Raw genomic sequence first — 16,600 nt, forward strand, 5'->3', positions numbered from 1 at the left:
GCGGTACGGCCCGCGCGTTTAACCATCCGAAACATTTGTTCCGGGCGGAGATGAATAATTTGCCAAAAAGCACCCGCCGCGCAGGGTTGTTCCGGGCAAACCCCCGGAGTAGGGTCCGCGCCGCGATCCGGGCTAACCGGTCCGCCCTTTCGGGGGCTGGACGCCGTGAACAAGGATAGCTTTCGGCCGCGCTCCCCTTCGAGGGCGGTCACGTCTTTTCAAGACTCCTGGGAGAAACCCCACATGGCGAAGATCAACAAGGTTCTGGTCGGCGAGGCTCTCGTCGGCGATGGCAACGAGGTCGCCCACATCGATCTCATCATCGGACCGCGCGGTTCGCCGGCCGAGACGGCTTTCTGCAACGGCCTCGTGAACAACAAGCACGGCTTCACCAGCCTGCTCGCCGTCATCGCGCCGAACCTGCCTTGCAAGCCGAACACCCTGATGTTCAACAAGGTCACCATCAACGACGCCCGTCAGGCCGTCCAGATGTTCGGCCCCGCCCAGCACGGCGTTGCCAAGGCCGTGCAGGATTGCGTCGCCGAGGGCATCATCCCCGCCGACGAGGCCGACGACCTGTTCATCCTGGTCGGCGTGTTCATCCACTGGGAAGCGGCCGACGACGCCAAGATCCAGAAGTACAACTACGACGCCGTCAAGCTGTCCATCGAGCGCGCCGTGAAGGGCGAGCCCACCGCTGCCACCGTCACCCAGCAGCGCAACTCGGCTTCGCACCCCTTCGCCTCGAACGCTTAGATTGGGGGCAGTCCTGGGCAGAGCGAGCCTCCGCCCGCACCGCGGGGCCTGATCCAGCGACTGGCATCCATCTTCCTCGGACGATGAACTTTATGGACGGGGCGGCTTCGGCCGCCCCTTTCTTTTTGGAATCATGGCCTCCCACGGAATTACCCGGCGAGAGTGCCGTCGTGGATCGCCGAGGCCACGAGGGCGCCGGCGACGCCGAGCGCCGCCAGGGCCGCCATGTCCGCCGGCCCGCGCACGCCCCCCGCCGCGTAGAGACGCGTCGCCGGGCTGGATGTACGGAGAGCGCGAAGCCGGTCGAGGTCCGGCCCGGCCCCGACGCCGACCCGGCCGAGGGTCATCACGATCACGTCGCGCGGCCAATGAGCCGGCTCGTCGTGCAGGATCGTGGGGCCGAGGCGCTCCGCCCCCCGCGTATCGAGGGAGAACACGGCCCGGTCGCGTAAAGCGCGCACGAGGCCGGCATCCCGCTGGCTCTCGCTGCCGATCACCGGCCGGCCGAATCCGGTGGCCAGGAACGCCTCGACTCCGGCCGCCTCGCAGAACCCGGCATCGACCCACAGGCGCACCCCGGGGCAGGCGGCCCGGATGGCCGCGAGGCTCGCGCGGTCGGGCGGCACGCCGTCCATGATCGCGTCGAGGTCGGCGACGTAGAGGGTGCCGGCCCCCACCGCCTTGAGCATCCCCTCCGCCACCGCTCCGGGCGACGATCCCTTTGCCAAGGGCGTCACGATCGGGGCATAGGAAGCGCGTTCCCCGGCGCGCGCCCGCACCACCTGCCCGTGGCGCAGGTCGATCACCGGGATGATCTCGAATCCGTCCGCCATTCGGCCCCTCTCGTTCCAGGCTCGCCCCGTGACAGCAGAAACCGCCTCCACGCACGTCCCGGTGATCGGCTGGGATCTCGGGGGGGTCCATGTCAAGGCGGCCTTGGTGCAGGATGGCCGGATCGAAGCCGTGGTTCAGGCCCCGTGCCCCCTGTGGCGCGGCCTGCCAGCTCTCGATGCCACCTTCTCGGGAATGCCCGACTGGGCACACGCCCCGGCCGACCACATCGTCACGATGACGGGCGAACTCACCGACTGTTTCTCGGATCGCGCCGACGGGGTGGCGCAGCTCGCCGGTTGGGCGGCGGCGAAGCTCGCCGGTTCAGTCCGCATCTACGGCGGCCGGGCCGGACTCGTGGCGCCCGGTCAGGCGCAGGCGACCGCGGCCGACATCGCCTCGGCGAACTGGCACGCCACCGCGGCCCTCGCCGGGCGCCACCGGTCGCACGCCCTCCTCGTCGATATCGGGTCCACCACCGCCGACCTCATCCCCATCGTCGGCGGCGCGCCGGCGGCCACGGGCTACAGCGACGCCGAGCGCCTGGAGACGGGCGAACTCGTCTACACCGGCGTGGTGCGCTCCCATCCCATCGCGCTCACCGACCACGCCCCGTTCCGGGGCCGCCGCACACGCCTGATGGCCGAGACCTTCGCCACCATGGCGGACGTTCACCGCCTCACCGGTGATCTGCCCGAAGGGGCGGACCAGCAATCCAGTGCCGACGGCAAGGGCAAATCCCTCCGCGAAAGCGAGACCCGCCTCGCGCGCCTTGTCGGCCGCGATCACGGCGAGGGCACGCCGGCCGATTGGCAGGCCCTGGCCGCCCATTTCGCGGAGGCGCAGCTGCGCCCCCTGCACGACGCGGCGGCTCTCCTGCTCTCGCGCGACGATCTACCCGCGGACGCGCCCCTGGTGGTCTGCGGCGCCGGCCGCTTCCTCGCCGAACGCCTCGCGGCGCGCCTCGGTCGTCCGGCCGTCGCCCTTACCGACCTCATCACCGACGCCCTTCCCGGAACGGGGGCCGACTGGGCCTCCACCTGCGGCCCGGCCGTGGCCGTCGCCCTTCTGGCCGCCGCCTAGAGCATCGTCCCGAAGATCGTATTCGGGACGATGCTCAGAAACCCTTGTTTTCGCATCGTCTTTTTCCGAAAGCCGGAGGCCACCTTTCGGGACCATGCTCTAAGCACGCATCAAGGAGCCGACCCTCATGACCACCGCCCATCGCCTCGCCCGCATCCTCGCCACCCATTCGGGCGAAGACATCGAACTCGCCTTCGCGACGCAGGACGGCCTGACCGTCAAGGTGCTGGCGACCCCGGACCAGATCGACCGGCTGGTGGACGAACTCGAGGATATCCTGAACTCGCCGTCCGGCCCGGAAGCCCCCGAGCCACCCGCTGCAGCGTAGGGCCGGTCTCAGCGGCCCGTGCGCACCCGGCTCCACACCCGGGCGACGAAGCGCTGGGTCCGCTCGTCCCAGGCGGGGTTGACGAACAGCCGCTGCATCGTCGCGTCGTCGGGATAGAGGCCCGGATTGGCGAGGATCTCCGCCTTCACGAATCGCTTCGCGGCGGCGTTGCCGCTGGCGTAGGACGTGAAGTTGGTGTTGGCCGCTGCCACCTCGGGCCGCATCATATAGTCGATGAAGGCGTGGGCCTCGGCGGCGTGGGGCGCGTCCTTCGGGATCGCGAAGGCGTCGAACCACATGAGCGCCCCTTCGCGGGGCACGAAATAGGCGACCTCGACGTCGTTCCGGGCCTCCTCGGCCCGCTTCTTCGCCTGCATCACGTCGCCGGAGGAACCGACGGCGAGGCAGATGTCGCCATTGGCCAGGCCCTCGATGTAGGCCGAGGAGTGGAACTTCCGCACGGCCCCGCGCCCCTTGAACAGGGCGTCGGTGACCTGGCTGATGTCGTCCCAGCGCCTTGTGTCGGGCTTCAGGCCATAGGCCGGCAGCAGGCTCGGGATCAGGTCCTCGGGCGAATCGAGGAGCATGACCCCGCAATCCTTGAGCTTGTTCAGCAAGGCGGCGTTGAGGACGAGGGTCCAGGTGTTGAGGGGCTGGGCCGCGCCCAGGCGCTCGCGCACGAGGCCGAGATTCACCCCGATGCCCGTGGTGCCCCAGGTGTAATCGACGGCGTAGGCGTTGCCCGGATCGTAGATCGCGAGCCGGCCGGCAATCTCGGGCCAGGCATGGACGAGGTTCGGGATCTTCGCCTTGTCGAGGGGCTGGAATACCCCGGCCCGGATCAGACGCTGCAGGAACGGCCCCGACGGCACTACGACATCGTAGCCCGAGCGCCCGGCCAGAAGCTTCGTTTCCAGGATCTCGTTGTTGTCGTACGTGTCGTACACCACCTTGATGCCCGTCTCGCGCGTGAAGGCGTCGAGCATCTTCGGGTCGATGTAGTCGGCCCAGTTGTAGAGGCTGACCACGCGTTCCGGCGTAGACGGCCGGGGGGGCGCTTGCGCGCGCGCAGCACCGCCCCAGCCAAACGCCAGGGCCAGGAGAGCCGCGGCGGCGAAGGCATGACGGGTGCGCGCGCGGCTCACGCGGCGGCCTTGACGGCGACGATCACGATCTCGACGAGGTATTCGGGGCCGGCGAGGCGAGCTTCGACGGTGGCGCGGGCGGGGGGATTCTCGCGCGACACCCAAGCGTCCCAGGCCGCGTTCATCTCGGCGAAGGTAGCGATGTCGGCCAGATAGATCGTGGCCGTGAGGATGCGGGTCTTGTCGCTGCCGGCCGCCGCGAGGAGACGGTCGATGTTGGCGAGGATCTCCTGCGTCTGCGCCGTGACGCCTGCGCCCACGGTGGTCCCGGCCACTTGGCCGGCGAGGTAGACCATGTCGCCATGGGTGACGGCCTGGCTCATGCGCGGGCCGGATTCGAAACGTTGGATCGTCATGGGAAACGCGTTGCCTGTTGCGACCCGTCCATCACGGGCCGTGGGCTGGCGTTGTGCCGCGCGGTGGGGGCGACCGTAAAGGGGCGATGCGCCCGGGAGTCCCACCGGAGCGGCGACATCCGGCCAGTGCCCGGATGGCATCCCGTCCGGATCACATCCTTGCGACAATCTCGCCAGCTTCGGCGCAACCAGTGTTGCGGTGCGGCGTTTGATCATCACTCAACGGCCAAGTCTGGACCGGCGCGTATCGAGGATCGAACCATGGGTATTATCTGGACCATCATCATCGGCTTCGTCGCCGGTGTCATTGCCAAGTTCATCATGCCGGGGAACAACGAGCCGGCCGGCTTCATCATGACGACGATCCTCGGGATCGTCGGCGCCTTCGTCGCCACCTTCCTCGGCCAGGCCCTGGGCTGGTACGGACCGAACCAGGGCGCGGGCTTCATCGGCGCCGTCGTCGGTGCTGTCGTGGTCCTCGCCATCTACGGCTTCATCGCCGGTCGCCGCACCACCAACACCTTCTGATTCCGGCGCCACGCACCGGAGCAGGGGCGCCCTCGGGCGCCCCTTTTTCGTTCAGGCCGTGTGGCTGATCTGCTTGACCGGGCAATGCCCCGTGGCCCCCCGGATCGCGAGCCCGGCGCCGATGACGAGGGCGGCGAGGCTGAGGAACTTGTTCGGGCGCGGCTGGGCGGCGGCGGCGGCGATGCCGAGGCCGAGCACCACGGACACGGCCCGCTCCGTGGTCGTCAGGTTGGTCTCACCCTCGAAGAGGCTGGGGATCATCGGGTCGGACATTCTGAAACGGACTCCTGCGACGTGCCGGAAAGGCGTCGCGAGGCGAACGCGGGGTGAGGGCGGGCGTTCCGCGCGACCCGGCGGCATGTCCCGCGAGACGACGGGCCTCAGGCGGCGGTGCGGCGATCGGCCGAGGGGCCTCCCTCCGCCGTCACCACCCGGTTGCGGCCGTCGCGCTTGGCCTCGTAGAGGGCGAGATCGACCCGGGCGAGGAGCGCATCGACACTGTCGCCCGCGCGCAGTTCGGCGACGCCGAACGAGCAGGTCAGCGCCCCGACCGTCGGTAGCATGGTCTCCTCCATGCGCCGGCGCATCGCCTCGGCGAAGAGGCCGGCCGCCGTGCCGTCGGTATCCGGACACAGCAGCATGAATTCCTCGCCGCCCCAGCGTCCGAGCGTCCCGCCGGCCGGAGAGGCTCCGCGCAGGAGGTCGGCACAGGCGACGAGAACGGCATCGCCCGTCGCATGACCATAGCGGTCGTTGATCGACTTGAAATGATCGATATCCGCCAGAACGACGCTGAACCGCCGCCCCGCCTCGGTCGCACCCACGGCCCGCTCCAGGCCCTCGTCGAGGTCGCGGCGGTTGCCGAGGCCGGTGAGTTGGTCGGTGCGGGCGAGGCGCTCGAGGGCGCGCGTGCGCTCCTCGACACGGGCCTGAAGCGTGGCATTGGCCTCCGTCAGATCTTGCAGCAGCGCGGCATTGTCGTCGAAGGCGCCGCGCAGCTTGGTCGCCATGGCGTTGAAAGCCTGCGCCAGGAGGTGGAGTTCGTGGTCGCCACGTGCCCGCAGCAGCAACGGACGAGACCCGAGATTCTCGGAGTCGAGCCCCGCGACGAAGCGGCCGATCTGCGCAAGGGGTCGGCCCACCATGGCGTGCACCACCGCCCAGAAGATCGCCCATAGGGCCAGTGTCTTCAGGACGGAGTTGACCAGAATGACGATCAGGGTGCCCTTCACCTGCTCGAGGGCGATGCCGTCGTTGGAGCGGACGGTCCAGCGGCCGACCGGGTGGGGCCGCTTCGCCTCGTCGATATGGACGAGGACGAAATCCCGCGTGAAGGGCTGGTCGAAGAACCCGCCGCTCTGCACGCGGGCTTCCGGCGCGTCGATCCCCTCGATCACCCGGCCATGCTCGTCACGGACCTCGACGCCCGTCACCACGGGCATCTGCACGATACCGGTGAGAATCCCGTGGAGGACGCCGGTGTTGTAGCTCCAGAGAGCATCGGCCAACCCCGGGCCGAAGGTGCGCTCCATGGCCTGGACGTCCGCCTCCAGGCGGCGATGGGCGCTCCTGTATTCGGTCAGGATCTGGATGCCGGTCACCAGGACCGCCACGCCGAAATAGCAGCCGAAGATCACGCGCAGCAGACGCACGGCGAGGGATCCGCCGAAGCGCTGCGGGTCCGAGGGCGAGGGAAGATCCATACGCACCTACCTGCTCTCGAGGAACGCGTGATCGTAGACTTGGCGGATCGTCGGAAGGTCGCTGGGGTCGGCCCAGGCCTCGACGATCTGCCGGTAGGCCGAAGTCGGGCGTTCGACCCGCAGGATCGCGTCGATACGCGCGACGAGGCTGCGGCCCCACTCCGTCTTCGGGCACATGACGCGGGCGAAAACCGGTTCGGGTGCCTCGGCGAAGGGCAGGGCCACGAAGGCATCGGCTTGCCCCAAACGCTTCGCCGCGTAGCTGGAGATGGCCGGATACTCCACGAGGTAATCCAATCTCTTGGCGAGAAGCATCCGGAAGGCCTCGTCGAACTCCGCATGGATGTGAGGAGAGGCCGCCTGCGCCAGCAGGGCATCGATCCGAGTTCCCAAGGACCGACTCCTCAGGACGCTCGTCCGCTGGGTTCGATCCGCGAGCAACCGCGACAGAGACAAAGGAGTCCTTGTGGCGAAGCGCTCACGCTCGGACGCGTGCACGACGATCCGCACGGGATAGAACATTGCCACGGGAAGGGAGAACACCGCGAAAGACTCCCTATCCGGCGTCTTCACGCCACCGACGAAACAGAGGGCGGCTCCATCCCTGAGGGACGTCAGGACCCGAGGAAACGGTGCCCGGAGGGTCATACCGGGAGCACCGAAGAGCCGGTCGTCCAAGAGGCGGCGGATCCGGTCGAAGATACCCGCATCCCGATCCGCTCCGCCGGTAATCATGAAGGGGGGAGCGTCGTAGGTTGCCCAGACGGGAGTGCCCTCCTTGGCGTGGGAGCCTGCCGATAACGAAATTGTGATCAGGCTTAAAAGCAGACTTTTACGCCCTGCTCGTCTTCCGCGAGGCTTGATCCGGTCATGCCGGGCAACGGGAAGATGAAGGGCGATCGACATATGCCCCTTATCGCATGCGGAAAGTCAAAATCCCGTTGCGTCGCCCGGCGACCGTGGGCCGCACATTGCTTCACCATGATATTGCCTGTGGGGCTCAGGGACATCCTAAGTGAAACCTCCTGGAAGTTCTTAGGTCATCAAACTACATCCAGCGATTGCGATCCCTCGACGAGGTGGGGCAGCCAATAAAAAAGGCGCGCCCCGGAACGGGCCGCGCCTCGATTGTCGGAAGTTGTCCGTCTCACCCCTCGCGACGCCCCAGGGGGGCTCGGAGGCCGCGACGCGCGGGGCGCGTCACGTGTCGGGATCACGCCTCCTGGCGGGGGCCGCGGGCGCGGTCCTGCTCGGCGTTGCGCTCGGCCTTCAGCTTCTCGGTGAGGTCTTCACCGGTCTCCTGATCGACCACCTTCATGGACAGGCGGATCTTGCCACGGTCGTCCTGGCCGAGGAATTTCACCTTCACCTTCTGGCCTTCCTTGACCACGTCCGTCACCTTGGCGACCCGCGCGGCGGCGAGCTCCGAGATGTGGACGAGACCGTCCTTGGCGCCGAAGAAGTTCACGAAGGCGCCGAACTCCATCGTCTTCACGACGGTGCCGTCGTAGATCATGCCCGGCTCGGCTTCCGCCACGATGGAGCGGATCCAGTTGTAGGCCGCCTTGATGGCCTTGCCGTCGGCCGAGGCGATCTTGACCGTGCCGGTGTCGTCGATGTTGATCTTAGCGCCGGTCTTCTCGACGATCTCGCGGATCACCTTGCCGCCGGTACCGATCACTTCACGGATCTTGTCGGTGGGGATCTGCATGGTTTCGATGCGGGGCGCGTACTCGCCGAGCTCGGGACGGGCGTCGGTGAGGGCTTTCGCCATCTCGCCGAGGATGTGGACGCGGCCTTCCTGCGCCTGATGCAGGGCAACCTTCATGATCTCCTCGGTGATGCCGGCGATCTTGATGTCCATCTGCAGCGAGGTGATGCCGGCTTCCGTGCCCGCCACCTTGAAGTCCATGTCGCCCAAGTGATCCTCGTCGCCGAGGATGTCGGACAGCACGGCGTAGCGCTCACCCTCGAGGATGAGGCCCATGGCGATGCCGGCCACGGGACGGCGGAGCGGCACGCCCGCATCCATCAGCGACAGCGAGGCGCCGCAGACGCTCGCCATGGAGGACGAGCCGTTGGACTCGGTGATCTCGGACACGACGCGGATCGTGTACGGGAACTCGTGGGCCGGAGGCAGGATCGGGTGGATGGCGCGCCAGGCGAGCTTGCCATGGCCGATCTCGCGACGGCCCGGGGAACCCATGCGGCCGGTCTCGCCCACCGAGTAGGGAGGGAAGTTGTAGTGCAGCAGGAAGGTCTCCTTGTAGGTGCCTTCGAGCGCGTCGATGAACTGCTCGTCCTCGCCGGTGCCCAGCGTCGCGACCACGAGCGCCTGGGTCTCGCCGCGGGTGAACAGCGACGAGCCGTGGGCGCGCGGCAGCACGCCGACCTGGGACTCGATGGGACGCACGGTGCGGACGTCGCGTCCGTCGATGCGCGAGCCCGTGTCGAGGATGTTCCAGCGCACGACCTTCGACTGCGCTTCCTTGAACGCGGCCTTGACCTTCTCGGGGCTGAACTTCTGCTCGCCCTCGGCCGGGCACAGGGCCGCGATCACCTTCGCCTTCACGGCGTCGACGGCGGCGTAACGCTCCTGCTTGATCGTGTTCTTGTAGGCCTCGCGCAGCTCCGCCTCACAGACGCCGAGCACGGCGGCCTCGACGTCGCCGTTCTCGGGCGCGGAGAAGTTGCGGGGCTCCTTGGCGGCCTTCTCGGCGAGGCGCACGATGGCCTCGATCACCGGCTGGAAATGCTTGTGGCCGAACATCACGGCGCCGAGCATGACCTCCTCGCCGAGTTCCTTGGCCTCGGACTCGACCATCAGCACGGCGTCGGTGGTGCCGGCGACGACGAGGTCGAGGGTCGAGGCCTCGAGGTCGGCGACCAGCGGGTTCAGGGTGTACTGGCCGTTGGCGTAGCCGACGCGGGCGGCGCCGATGGGGCCCATGAACGGCACGCCCGAGAGCGTCAGCGCCGCGGACGCCGCCACCATGGCGAGGATGTCGGGATCGTTCTCGAGGTCGTGGGTCAGGACGGTGACCACCACCTGGGTGTCGTTGCGCCATCCGTCGACGAAGAGGGGACGGATCGGACGGTCGATGAGACGGGAGACCAGGGTCTCCTTCTCGGAGGGACGGCCCTCGCGCTTGAAGTAGCCGCCGGGGATGCGGCCGGCGGCGTAGGCGCGCTCCTGGTAATTCACGGTGAGCGGCAGGAAGTCGATGCCGGCCTTGGGCTCCTTGCCCGAGACGACGGTGGCGAGCACCGAGGTCTCGCCGTACGTCGCCATCACGGCGCCGTCGGCTTGGCGGGCGACCTTGCCCGTCTCCAGGACGAGCTTGCGGTCGCCCCACATCAGCTCTTCGCGTTGTACGTCGAACATTCTTTGATCCTTGCCATCATGCGGTCGGGCGAACCCGGCGCCGCCAGGGGCAAGATGGCGCGCGGTTCCCGACGAGCCGGCAAACCGCGCGCGATCCTGTCCCCGACGAGCCGCCTTCAAGTCGCCCGGGGTTCGGGAGGCCGGACCCATTCCGGCAGCCCGATCTATGGAAACGCGGCCCCGGGCCGGGCCCGGGACCGCGTGGGAGACGCCGCTTAGCGGCGGATGCCGAGGCGCTCGATGAGGGCGCGGTAGCGGGCCTCATCCTTGCCCTTGACGTAGTCGAGCAGCGAGCGGCGCTGCGAGACCATCTTCAGGAGGCCGCGGCGGGAGTGGTTGTCCTTGCCGTGGGTCTTGAAGTGGCTGGTGAGGTTGGTGATCCGCTCGGTGAGGATCGCCACCTGGACCTCGGGGGACCCGGTGTCCTTGCCGCCCGTCGCGTATTCCTTGATGAGCGCGGTCTTGCGCTCTGCCGTGATCGACATCGCTATCCCTTTCGGTGGGGTTTTCGGATCAGGCGAGCCCCGGCCATGCGGGATCTCGCGAACGCCCAGGAAGTGGCCGGTGCCGGGATGTCGTCCAGCACGGTCAATCCACAAGCAGCTTGTGCCCCGGCCCCGTTCACACGGGTCGAAGCGCGCGGACCATACACGAAACCCGGGGCCGCGCCACCCCCGCCGGGTCGAGGGGCTCTCGGCCCTTATGCGCGCCCGTCGCCGTCCCGTGCACCAGGCGAGGCGTGTAGCCCCTGCGGACGGACCAGCCGTTCGAACCGGCATCTGGTGAAACCGGAACCCCCGAGCGACAACGCCGTTGACTGCCAGATTGGATCTGTTCTAATTCGCAACTGCGGGCAGGATCACTGCCGGATCAGAATGGGGAGTCACGGTCATGGCGAACGCCAAGTGTGAGAGCTGCAAGTACTTCGACGAGCACAAGGTCAACGGCGCGGCCGCCGCCGCCGACGAAGGCCTGTGCCGGTTCAACCCCCCGGTGAGCCAGCCCGAGCCCAAGGGCCACGGCCTGTGGCCGGTGGTGGGCGCCGCCGATTGGTGTGGCCACTTCACCCCCGCGATGAGCGCGGCCGAGTAAGCCGTCGTCCGGACCCGGATACGAGAAGGGCCAGCCGTGCGGCTGGCCCTTCTTCGTTGGCGACGCCTGACACCCGTTCCGAAAGGTGGCGTCCGGCTTTCGGAAAAAGACGATGCGAACACAGGGGCTGAGAGCATCGCCCCGGATCCGATCTCCGAGACAATGGTCTAAGCCGCCCGGCGGCTCAGGCTCCGGATGTCCGCCACGAGGGCGTCGATGCGGTCCGGGTCCGAATCCCAGGCGAACATGAACCGGGCGCCGCCGCCGATGAAGGTGTAGAAGCGCCAGCCCTTCGCCCGCAGGGCCTCCAGTCCTTCGGCGGGTGCGGCCAGGAACACCGCGTTGGCCTCGACGGGGAACAGGGCCGACCAATCGGGCAGGTCGGCTACGGCATCGGCGAGGCGCCGCGCGCAGGCATTGGCGTGACGGGCATGGGCGAGCCAGGCGCCCCCCTCCAGCATTCCGACCCAAGGGGCGGAGAGGAACCGCATCTTCGAAGCGAGCTGCCCCGCCTGCTTGCAGCGATAGCCGAAATCCTCCGCCAGGGCGGGATCGAAGAACAGGATCGCTTCGCCCGCCGCCATGCCGTTCTTGGTGCCGCCGAAGCACAGGAGATCGACGCCCGCCCGCCAGGTCATGTCGGCCGGTGCACAGCCGAGACCCGCGCACGCGTTGGCGAAGCGCGCCCCGTCCATGTGGAGGCGCAGGCCGAGGTCCTGGCAGGTGGCCGAGAGGGCGCGGATTTCAGCCAGCGTGTAGACCTGCCCCGTCTCCATCGGCTGGGTGATCGTCACTGCCCGCACCTTCGGGAAGTGGATGTCGGAGCGGCCGGTGGCGAGCGCCCGCACGGCCGCCGGGGTGAGTTTGCCGTTCTCCGTCGGGGCGACGAGGAGCTTCGAGCCGTTGGAGAAGAACTCCGGCGCCCCGCACTCATCGGTCTCCACATGGGCCGAGGCCGCGCAGATGACGCTGTGATAGGATTGGCAGAGGGAGGCGAGCGCCAGGGCGTTGGCGGCGGTGCCGTTGAAGGCGAAGAAGACCTGCGCGTCGGGCTTCTCGAACAGGGCTCGAAAGGTGTCCGCCGCGCGTGCCGTCCACGGGTCCTCGCCATAGGCCGACATCGAGCCAGCATTGGCGGCCTGCGTCGCCGCCCAGGCCTCGGGGCAGATGCCGGCGTAATTGTCGCTCGCGAATTGCTGGGGCGTAGGGTGCTGGTCTTCGAAGAGCATCGCTGGGGTCGCCTGTCGATCCGGGGCTGCACGGGAGACGGACCGACGATCTGTGGCGAAACCCGTTTGTTGCCGGTCCGGCCACATCCCCTCCGCGATCCGGAGGGTGCCACCTTGCCCGGGAGCAGGTTGGCGTCAGGCGTCGGCCCGACTCTTGATGCGATTCGCAGGATAGCAGACCGGGATTCCCGTCGCAAAGGAGCGAGGACCGCACAGCAAAACGGGCCCCAAAGGGCCCGTTTCACGTCGCTTCTGGTCGTTTCGGCGTCGCCGAAGTCGAGAAACCCGGTCCCTCAGTACGAGCGACGGCTCGGCGCACCGGAATAGCGGCGACGGAAATAGGACACGAGCTTCGGCAGGAGGAAGGCGACGAGCAGCTTGCGCATGAAAACTCCAGGTTGGCCGCCCCGGGGCGGCATCTTGGAGAGCTAATGCGGCGGCCCCCGTGCGTGTTCCGCCCCGCGCCGGTCAGAGTTCCAGGGTCAGGGTCACGGGGGCGTGGTCGGAGGGGCGCTCCCAGCCGCGCACGTGCCGGGCCACGGTGACGTCGCGCACGGTGCCGGCGAGGTCGGGCGAGACCCAGGCATGGTCGAGGCGCCGCCCCTTGTTCGCCGCCGCCCAATCGGGCGAGCGGTAGCTCCACCACGTGTAGATCTTCTCGGGCTCCGGCACGAGCAGGCGGGCGGCATCGACCCACCCGGCCTCGCCCCGCAGGGTCTCGAAGGCCTCCGTCTCGATCGGCGTATGGCTCACCACATCGAGGAGCTGCTTGTGCGACCAGACATCGTGCTCGAGGGGCGCGACGTTGAGATCGCCGACGAGGATGGCCGGACCGGAGGGCCGACGCCCGCCCCAGGCGCGCAGCTCACCGAGAAAGTCGAGCTTGTGCCCGAATTTCGGATTGAGCGCCCGGTCGGGCACGTCGCCGCCGGCCGGCACGTAGAAATCGTGCAGGACGAGACCGGCGGCCGGACCCGCCTCCGGCCCCAGCACGGCCGAGATGTGGCGCGCATCCGCCCGCTCGCAGAAGGCCATGCAGTCGCGGGACAGAAGCGGGAACCGCGACAGGATCGCGACGCCGTTGTAGCCCTTCTGCCCGGCGAAGACGACATTCTCGTAGCCCGATCCCCGCAGGGCCTTGAGGGGAAACGCGTCGTCGGGGCACTTCGTCTCCTGCAGGCACAGGACGTCGGGCCGGGCCTCGGCAAGAAAGCGCAGGACGAGATCGATGCGCAGCCGCACCGAATTGATGTTCCAGGTGGTGACGGTGAGGCGCAACGATCGGCTCGCTTGGATCGGGAAAACGTATAAAGGATCGGGCGCGCGGCGGCGCGGCTTCGCCTTAGACCGAAACCGCCCCGGCCGTCGCCGTGGGAAATGCCGCGTCCGTTCGCGATCCCTGTCGGGATCGGGGCCGGGCGCGCGATTCAAGGGCTGTCGTTACCGTGTCGCGCATCCGCTCCACGCTGTTCAACCTGTACTGGGCCGGCTGGACCGCGCTCTTCCTCGTCCCTCTGGTGGTGCTGGCGGCACTGGGCTCGCCCACGGGGCCGATCCGCGCGGCGACGCGCCTGTGGTCGCGGGGCATTCTGTTCGGGTTGGCGCATATCGTGCGCCTCACCTACGTGGAGGAAACGCGCGCCCGCATCCCGGCCGAACCCTGCCTCATCGTCGCCAACCACCAATCGGCCTGGGAGACCCTGGCCTTTCTCACCCTGGTGCCCAACGTCGCCATCGTGGCCAAGCGCGAACTCGTGGCGATTCCCATCGTCGGCTGGTTCCTGCGGCGCTCGCCCATGATCATCATCGACCGGGCCAACGGCACCCAGGCCCTGCGCGTCATGATCGACGAGAGCCGGGCTGCCCTGGCCCAGGGGCGCTCGGTGCTGATGTTCCCCGAGGGCACGCGCAACGCGATCACGGATCCGGTGCAGTTCAAGCGCGGCGTCGAACTGCTCTACGCCAAGCTCGGGGTGCCCGTGCTGCCCGTCGCGGTGAATTCCGGCTTGTTCTGGCCCCATGGCGGCTCGCGCCACCATCCCGGGGCGGTGACGGTGAGCTACCTGCCGCCGCTGCCACCGGGCCTATCGGGCGCGGCGTTTATGGAGGGCACACAAGGGGCGATCGACGCGGAGCTGGATCGGTGGCGGCTGGCGAAAGTACCGCACTAGAAATCAGATCGAACAGCAAGCAGACGGCCATGTTGTTGAATGGCGTCATTTGCGCTAGCCCTACGCGCGCTGAGCAACACGCATCCATGGTTCACGTATGCTGTTCATGTATTGGACGCACCCAGATCTGAAGGATCCACCCGGTGCGCCTGCGTGGAGGCAACTGTACCCTGAGTTCAGAGTTTTCACAGACGAAGATGTGATACCGCTTCTCCCAGAAGCTTTTATCGACGTGTTCAAATCCATTCGGCTTCCAGCCGCAAAATCCGACATCGCACGGTTCTTTCTGCTCCGTCGCTATGGGGGCTTGTATATGGATGCCCACTTCGGCCCGACGGCTCCCGCCCGCCTCTTGGAGACACTCGACAAGCTCAGCGCCTATAGTGTCATCGTCTTCGGTCAAGGCTGGGAGATGAAGAAGGAAACCGATTTTGATTTGATGAACGGAATCGTTGCAGCGAGGAAGGCAGCGCCACCGCTCGATTTGATCATCAACCGAATCGTCAAGAATGTCCTCGAGCATAAGTCACGGGAGGATTCGACCTCGGAGTATGTGCCCTACAACTTGTGGGGCATGACCGGGACCTACGTGATCGTGCAAGAATTTTTCGACCAAGTGCATCCTCGCCCCCGAATCAAGGCGCACCTGGAAGAGGAGGTATTCCCCCACTTCATGAAAAACAATTCGGATTCGGGCTTCGAAATTTCGGCGTACAATGTCTACCGAAAGCCCGGCAACCACTGGAGCGAACGCCAGTCTATCGAGCGTTTTTTCTTGGATTGAGACAAAATCTCGCCGGTCCATTCGGGCTGGCGCAATTGAGCTTCGCTCAAGTGCCACGCGGGCTTCGTGATCCGGCGTCCGCTTCCATCAAACGGCTGCTGGATCACTGCGCCCGGATCTGCTTCTCCATGGCCTTATCCTCGGTCCGACCGTAGTTGATGAAGAACGCCGTGCCGTCGACGCTGCGGCCCTTCTGCAAGTTCGAGAGCTGCACCGTGGTCTGGTAGCCCTGCGGGTCGGTGATGCGCCACTGGCTCAGGGTCTTCGCCTCGGCGTCGAAGAACAGCTGGATCTTCGAGGTGCCGCCTAGCGTCGAACGGTCCTCCAGGGAAATGCGCACGCCGCCCGGGTCGTTCGACACGTCCGAGACCGTGAGATCGCGGGCGAGGTCGATCTTGTCCCGCAGGAGGAATTTCAGCGGCGTCTGGGAGATGAAGTACAGATCCTGTGTGCCGAGCTTACGGTCTTTCACCGCCACAGACGTCCCGTCGGCCACCACTTCGAGGGGGGAGGGCTGGTCGTAGTCGAAGCGCAAACGGCCGGGCTTGGCCAGCGTCAGCTTGCCGCCGATGCGCCGCCCATCGGCACCGATCTGAATGAAATTGCCCGTGAGCGTGGTGATGCCGTTGAAGTAGGCGTTGGCCTGCGTGAGCACGGCAGACGCATCGACCTCCTGCGCCAGGGGAGCACCGACAGCCGCCACCTTGGCAGCGGGGTCCGGAGCCTTCGTGGCGGCCTTGGGCGAGGCGCCCCGATCGCCGACCGCCTTGGCGGACGTCTCCTTCGCCGGTTTGGCGGACTGCGGCACGGGCTTCTTCGCCGCCGGGGCGGGTGGCGGCGGGGCCTCCGATTCGGCGGGCGCCGGAGCGGGCTCTTCCTTGCGGCCGAACAGGCCGTCGAGGAAGGAGCCCTGGGCCGCGGCGGGGGCCGGGACGGCGAGGGCGGCCGCCAGGACGAGCAGCGGGCCGGCGGCGAGACGAGGGCGGCGGCCGATCATCTGACGATCTCCTGAAGGCGTTTCGGGCGGGGCGGCCCGCTAATGGCTCTCACGAAACTCCGGCGGCACCGTCCGTGCTCGGAACGGGAACGGTGCGGGATCGGGCGTTTTGCGAGGCGCTCTTAGAGGCCGCCCCTGTGGCGATTATGCGACGGGTCCGACGATCCGTGTCCGGGCCCCCCTCCGAAGGGGGGGGGCCCGGACACGGATCG

At 67.6% G+C, this 16,600-nt stretch carries 18 protein-coding genes and 1 riboswitch; of the genes, 7 read left to right on the forward strand and 11 right to left on the reverse strand.

Annotation, left to right across the window (positions count from 1 at the left end; all coding sequences use genetic code 11):
• Nucleotides 1–243: 243 nt before the first annotated feature.
• The gene (fae, locus tag MFF01_RS21745; protein ID WP_238228514.1) at nucleotides 244–756 is read left to right on the forward strand and encodes a formaldehyde-activating enzyme; all 513 of its coding nucleotides are present in this window, start codon (nucleotides 244–246) and stop codon (nucleotides 754–756) included.
• Nucleotides 757–905: 149 nt separating this feature from the next.
• On the opposite strand, the gene MFF01_RS21750 is transcribed toward fae, so the two are convergent.
• Nucleotides 906–1,589 (reverse strand): HisA/HisF-related TIM barrel protein, encoded by a 684-nt coding sequence (locus MFF01_RS21750; protein WP_238228516.1) that lies wholly within the window; start codon nucleotides 1,587–1,589, stop codon nucleotides 906–908.
• A 28-nt stretch (nucleotides 1,590–1,617) separates the two neighbouring features.
• On the opposite strand from MFF01_RS21750, the gene MFF01_RS21755 reads away from it, so the two are divergent.
• Together MFF01_RS21755 and MFF01_RS21760 are read left to right on the forward strand one after the other, a co-directional pair.
• Nucleotides 1,618–2,670, forward strand: coding sequence for a hydantoinase/oxoprolinase family protein (locus MFF01_RS21755; protein ID WP_238228518.1), 1,053 nt, complete (start codon nucleotides 1,618–1,620; stop codon nucleotides 2,668–2,670).
• A gap of 127 nt (nucleotides 2,671–2,797) precedes the next feature.
• Nucleotides 2,798–2,998, forward strand: a complete 201-nt coding sequence (locus MFF01_RS21760; RefSeq protein WP_238228521.1) for a hypothetical protein — start codon at nucleotides 2,798–2,800, stop codon at nucleotides 2,996–2,998.
• An 8-nt stretch (nucleotides 2,999–3,006) separates the two neighbouring features.
• On the opposite strand, the gene MFF01_RS21765 is transcribed toward MFF01_RS21760, so the two are convergent.
• Nucleotides 3,007–4,143 carry a polyamine ABC transporter substrate-binding protein gene (locus MFF01_RS21765; RefSeq protein ID WP_373319840.1) on the reverse strand — a complete coding sequence of 379 codons (1,137 nt, stop codon included), beginning with the start codon at nucleotides 4,141–4,143 and terminating at the stop codon, nucleotides 3,007–3,009.
• Nucleotides 4,140–4,499 (reverse strand): RidA family protein, encoded by a 360-nt coding sequence (locus MFF01_RS21770; RefSeq protein WP_238228523.1) that lies wholly within the window; start codon nucleotides 4,497–4,499, stop codon nucleotides 4,140–4,142. The genes MFF01_RS21765 and MFF01_RS21770 overlap by 4 nt, the downstream gene beginning before the upstream one ends.
• Nucleotides 4,500–4,760: 261 nt before the next feature.
• Between MFF01_RS21770 and MFF01_RS21775 the strand changes: the two genes are divergently transcribed.
• Nucleotides 4,761–5,027, forward strand: a complete 267-nt coding sequence (locus MFF01_RS21775) for a GlsB/YeaQ/YmgE family stress response membrane protein (protein WP_238228525.1) — start codon at nucleotides 4,761–4,763, stop codon at nucleotides 5,025–5,027.
• Between the two features lie 51 nt (nucleotides 5,028–5,078).
• Here the strand turns inward: MFF01_RS21775 and MFF01_RS21780 are convergent, their stop codons facing one another.
• From MFF01_RS21780 to rpsO, 5 genes are all read right to left on the reverse strand, one after another.
• A complete protein-coding gene (locus MFF01_RS21780; protein WP_238228527.1) occupies nucleotides 5,079–5,300 on the reverse strand; it encodes a YgaP family membrane protein in 222 nt (73 codons plus the stop codon).
• Between the two features lie 107 nt (nucleotides 5,301–5,407).
• Entirely contained in the window at nucleotides 5,408–6,730 is a 1,323-nt protein-coding gene (locus tag MFF01_RS21785; protein ID WP_238228551.1) for a GGDEF domain-containing protein, read from the reverse strand.
• Nucleotides 6,731–6,736: 6 nt separating this feature from the next.
• Entirely contained in the window at nucleotides 6,737–7,123 is a 387-nt protein-coding gene (locus MFF01_RS21790) for a hypothetical protein (protein ID WP_238228529.1), read from the reverse strand.
• 820 nt (nucleotides 7,124–7,943) lie between these two features.
• Nucleotides 7,944–10,115, reverse strand: coding sequence for a polyribonucleotide nucleotidyltransferase (pnp, locus tag MFF01_RS21795; RefSeq protein WP_238228531.1), 2,172 nt, complete (start codon nucleotides 10,113–10,115; stop codon nucleotides 7,944–7,946).
• 215 nt (nucleotides 10,116–10,330) lie between these two features.
• Complete coding sequence (gene rpsO, locus MFF01_RS21800; RefSeq protein WP_238228533.1) at nucleotides 10,331–10,600, reverse strand: 30S ribosomal protein S15; 270 nt, start codon at nucleotides 10,598–10,600, stop codon at nucleotides 10,331–10,333.
• Between the two features lie 406 nt (nucleotides 10,601–11,006).
• Between rpsO and MFF01_RS21805 the strand changes: the two genes are divergently transcribed.
• On the forward strand, nucleotides 11,007–11,207 hold the full coding sequence (locus MFF01_RS21805; RefSeq protein ID WP_238228535.1) for a hypothetical protein: 201 nt from the start codon (nucleotides 11,007–11,009) through the stop codon (nucleotides 11,205–11,207).
• 167 nt (nucleotides 11,208–11,374) lie between these two features.
• Here the strand turns inward: MFF01_RS21805 and MFF01_RS21810 are convergent, their stop codons facing one another.
• Both MFF01_RS21810 and MFF01_RS21815 read right to left on the reverse strand, forming a co-directional pair.
• Nucleotides 11,375–12,436 (reverse strand): threonine aldolase family protein, encoded by a 1,062-nt coding sequence (locus tag MFF01_RS21810; RefSeq protein WP_238228537.1) that lies wholly within the window; start codon nucleotides 12,434–12,436, stop codon nucleotides 11,375–11,377.
• A 55-nt stretch (nucleotides 12,437–12,491) separates the two neighbouring features.
• A riboswitch (SAM-I-IV-variant riboswitch) is annotated at nucleotides 12,492–12,602 on the reverse strand.
• Nucleotides 12,603–12,904: 302 nt separating this feature from the next.
• A complete protein-coding gene (locus tag MFF01_RS21815; protein WP_238228539.1) occupies nucleotides 12,905–13,714 on the reverse strand; it encodes an exodeoxyribonuclease III in 810 nt (269 codons plus the stop codon).
• A 167-nt stretch (nucleotides 13,715–13,881) separates the two neighbouring features.
• On the opposite strand from MFF01_RS21815, the gene MFF01_RS21820 reads away from it, so the two are divergent.
• Together MFF01_RS21820 and MFF01_RS21825 are read left to right on the forward strand one after the other, a co-directional pair.
• Nucleotides 13,882–14,607: a lysophospholipid acyltransferase family protein gene (locus MFF01_RS21820; protein WP_238228541.1), complete on the forward strand. Its 726-nt coding sequence runs from the start codon at nucleotides 13,882–13,884 to the stop codon at nucleotides 14,605–14,607.
• A 97-nt stretch (nucleotides 14,608–14,704) separates the two neighbouring features.
• Nucleotides 14,705–15,391 (forward strand): glycosyltransferase, encoded by a 687-nt coding sequence (locus MFF01_RS21825; RefSeq protein WP_238228543.1) that lies wholly within the window; start codon nucleotides 14,705–14,707, stop codon nucleotides 15,389–15,391.
• 103 nt (nucleotides 15,392–15,494) lie between these two features.
• Here MFF01_RS21825 and MFF01_RS21830 read toward each other — a convergent pair whose 3' ends face one another.
• On the reverse strand, nucleotides 15,495–16,388 hold the full coding sequence (locus tag MFF01_RS21830) for a LolA family protein (protein WP_238228545.1): 894 nt from the start codon (nucleotides 16,386–16,388) through the stop codon (nucleotides 15,495–15,497).
• Nucleotides 16,389–16,600 lie beyond the last annotated feature (212 nt).

It is taken from the genome of Methylobacterium adhaesivum (assembly GCF_022179065.1).
In the GTDB taxonomy this organism is placed as follows: Bacteria; Pseudomonadota; Alphaproteobacteria; order Rhizobiales; family Beijerinckiaceae; genus Methylobacterium; species Methylobacterium adhaesivum.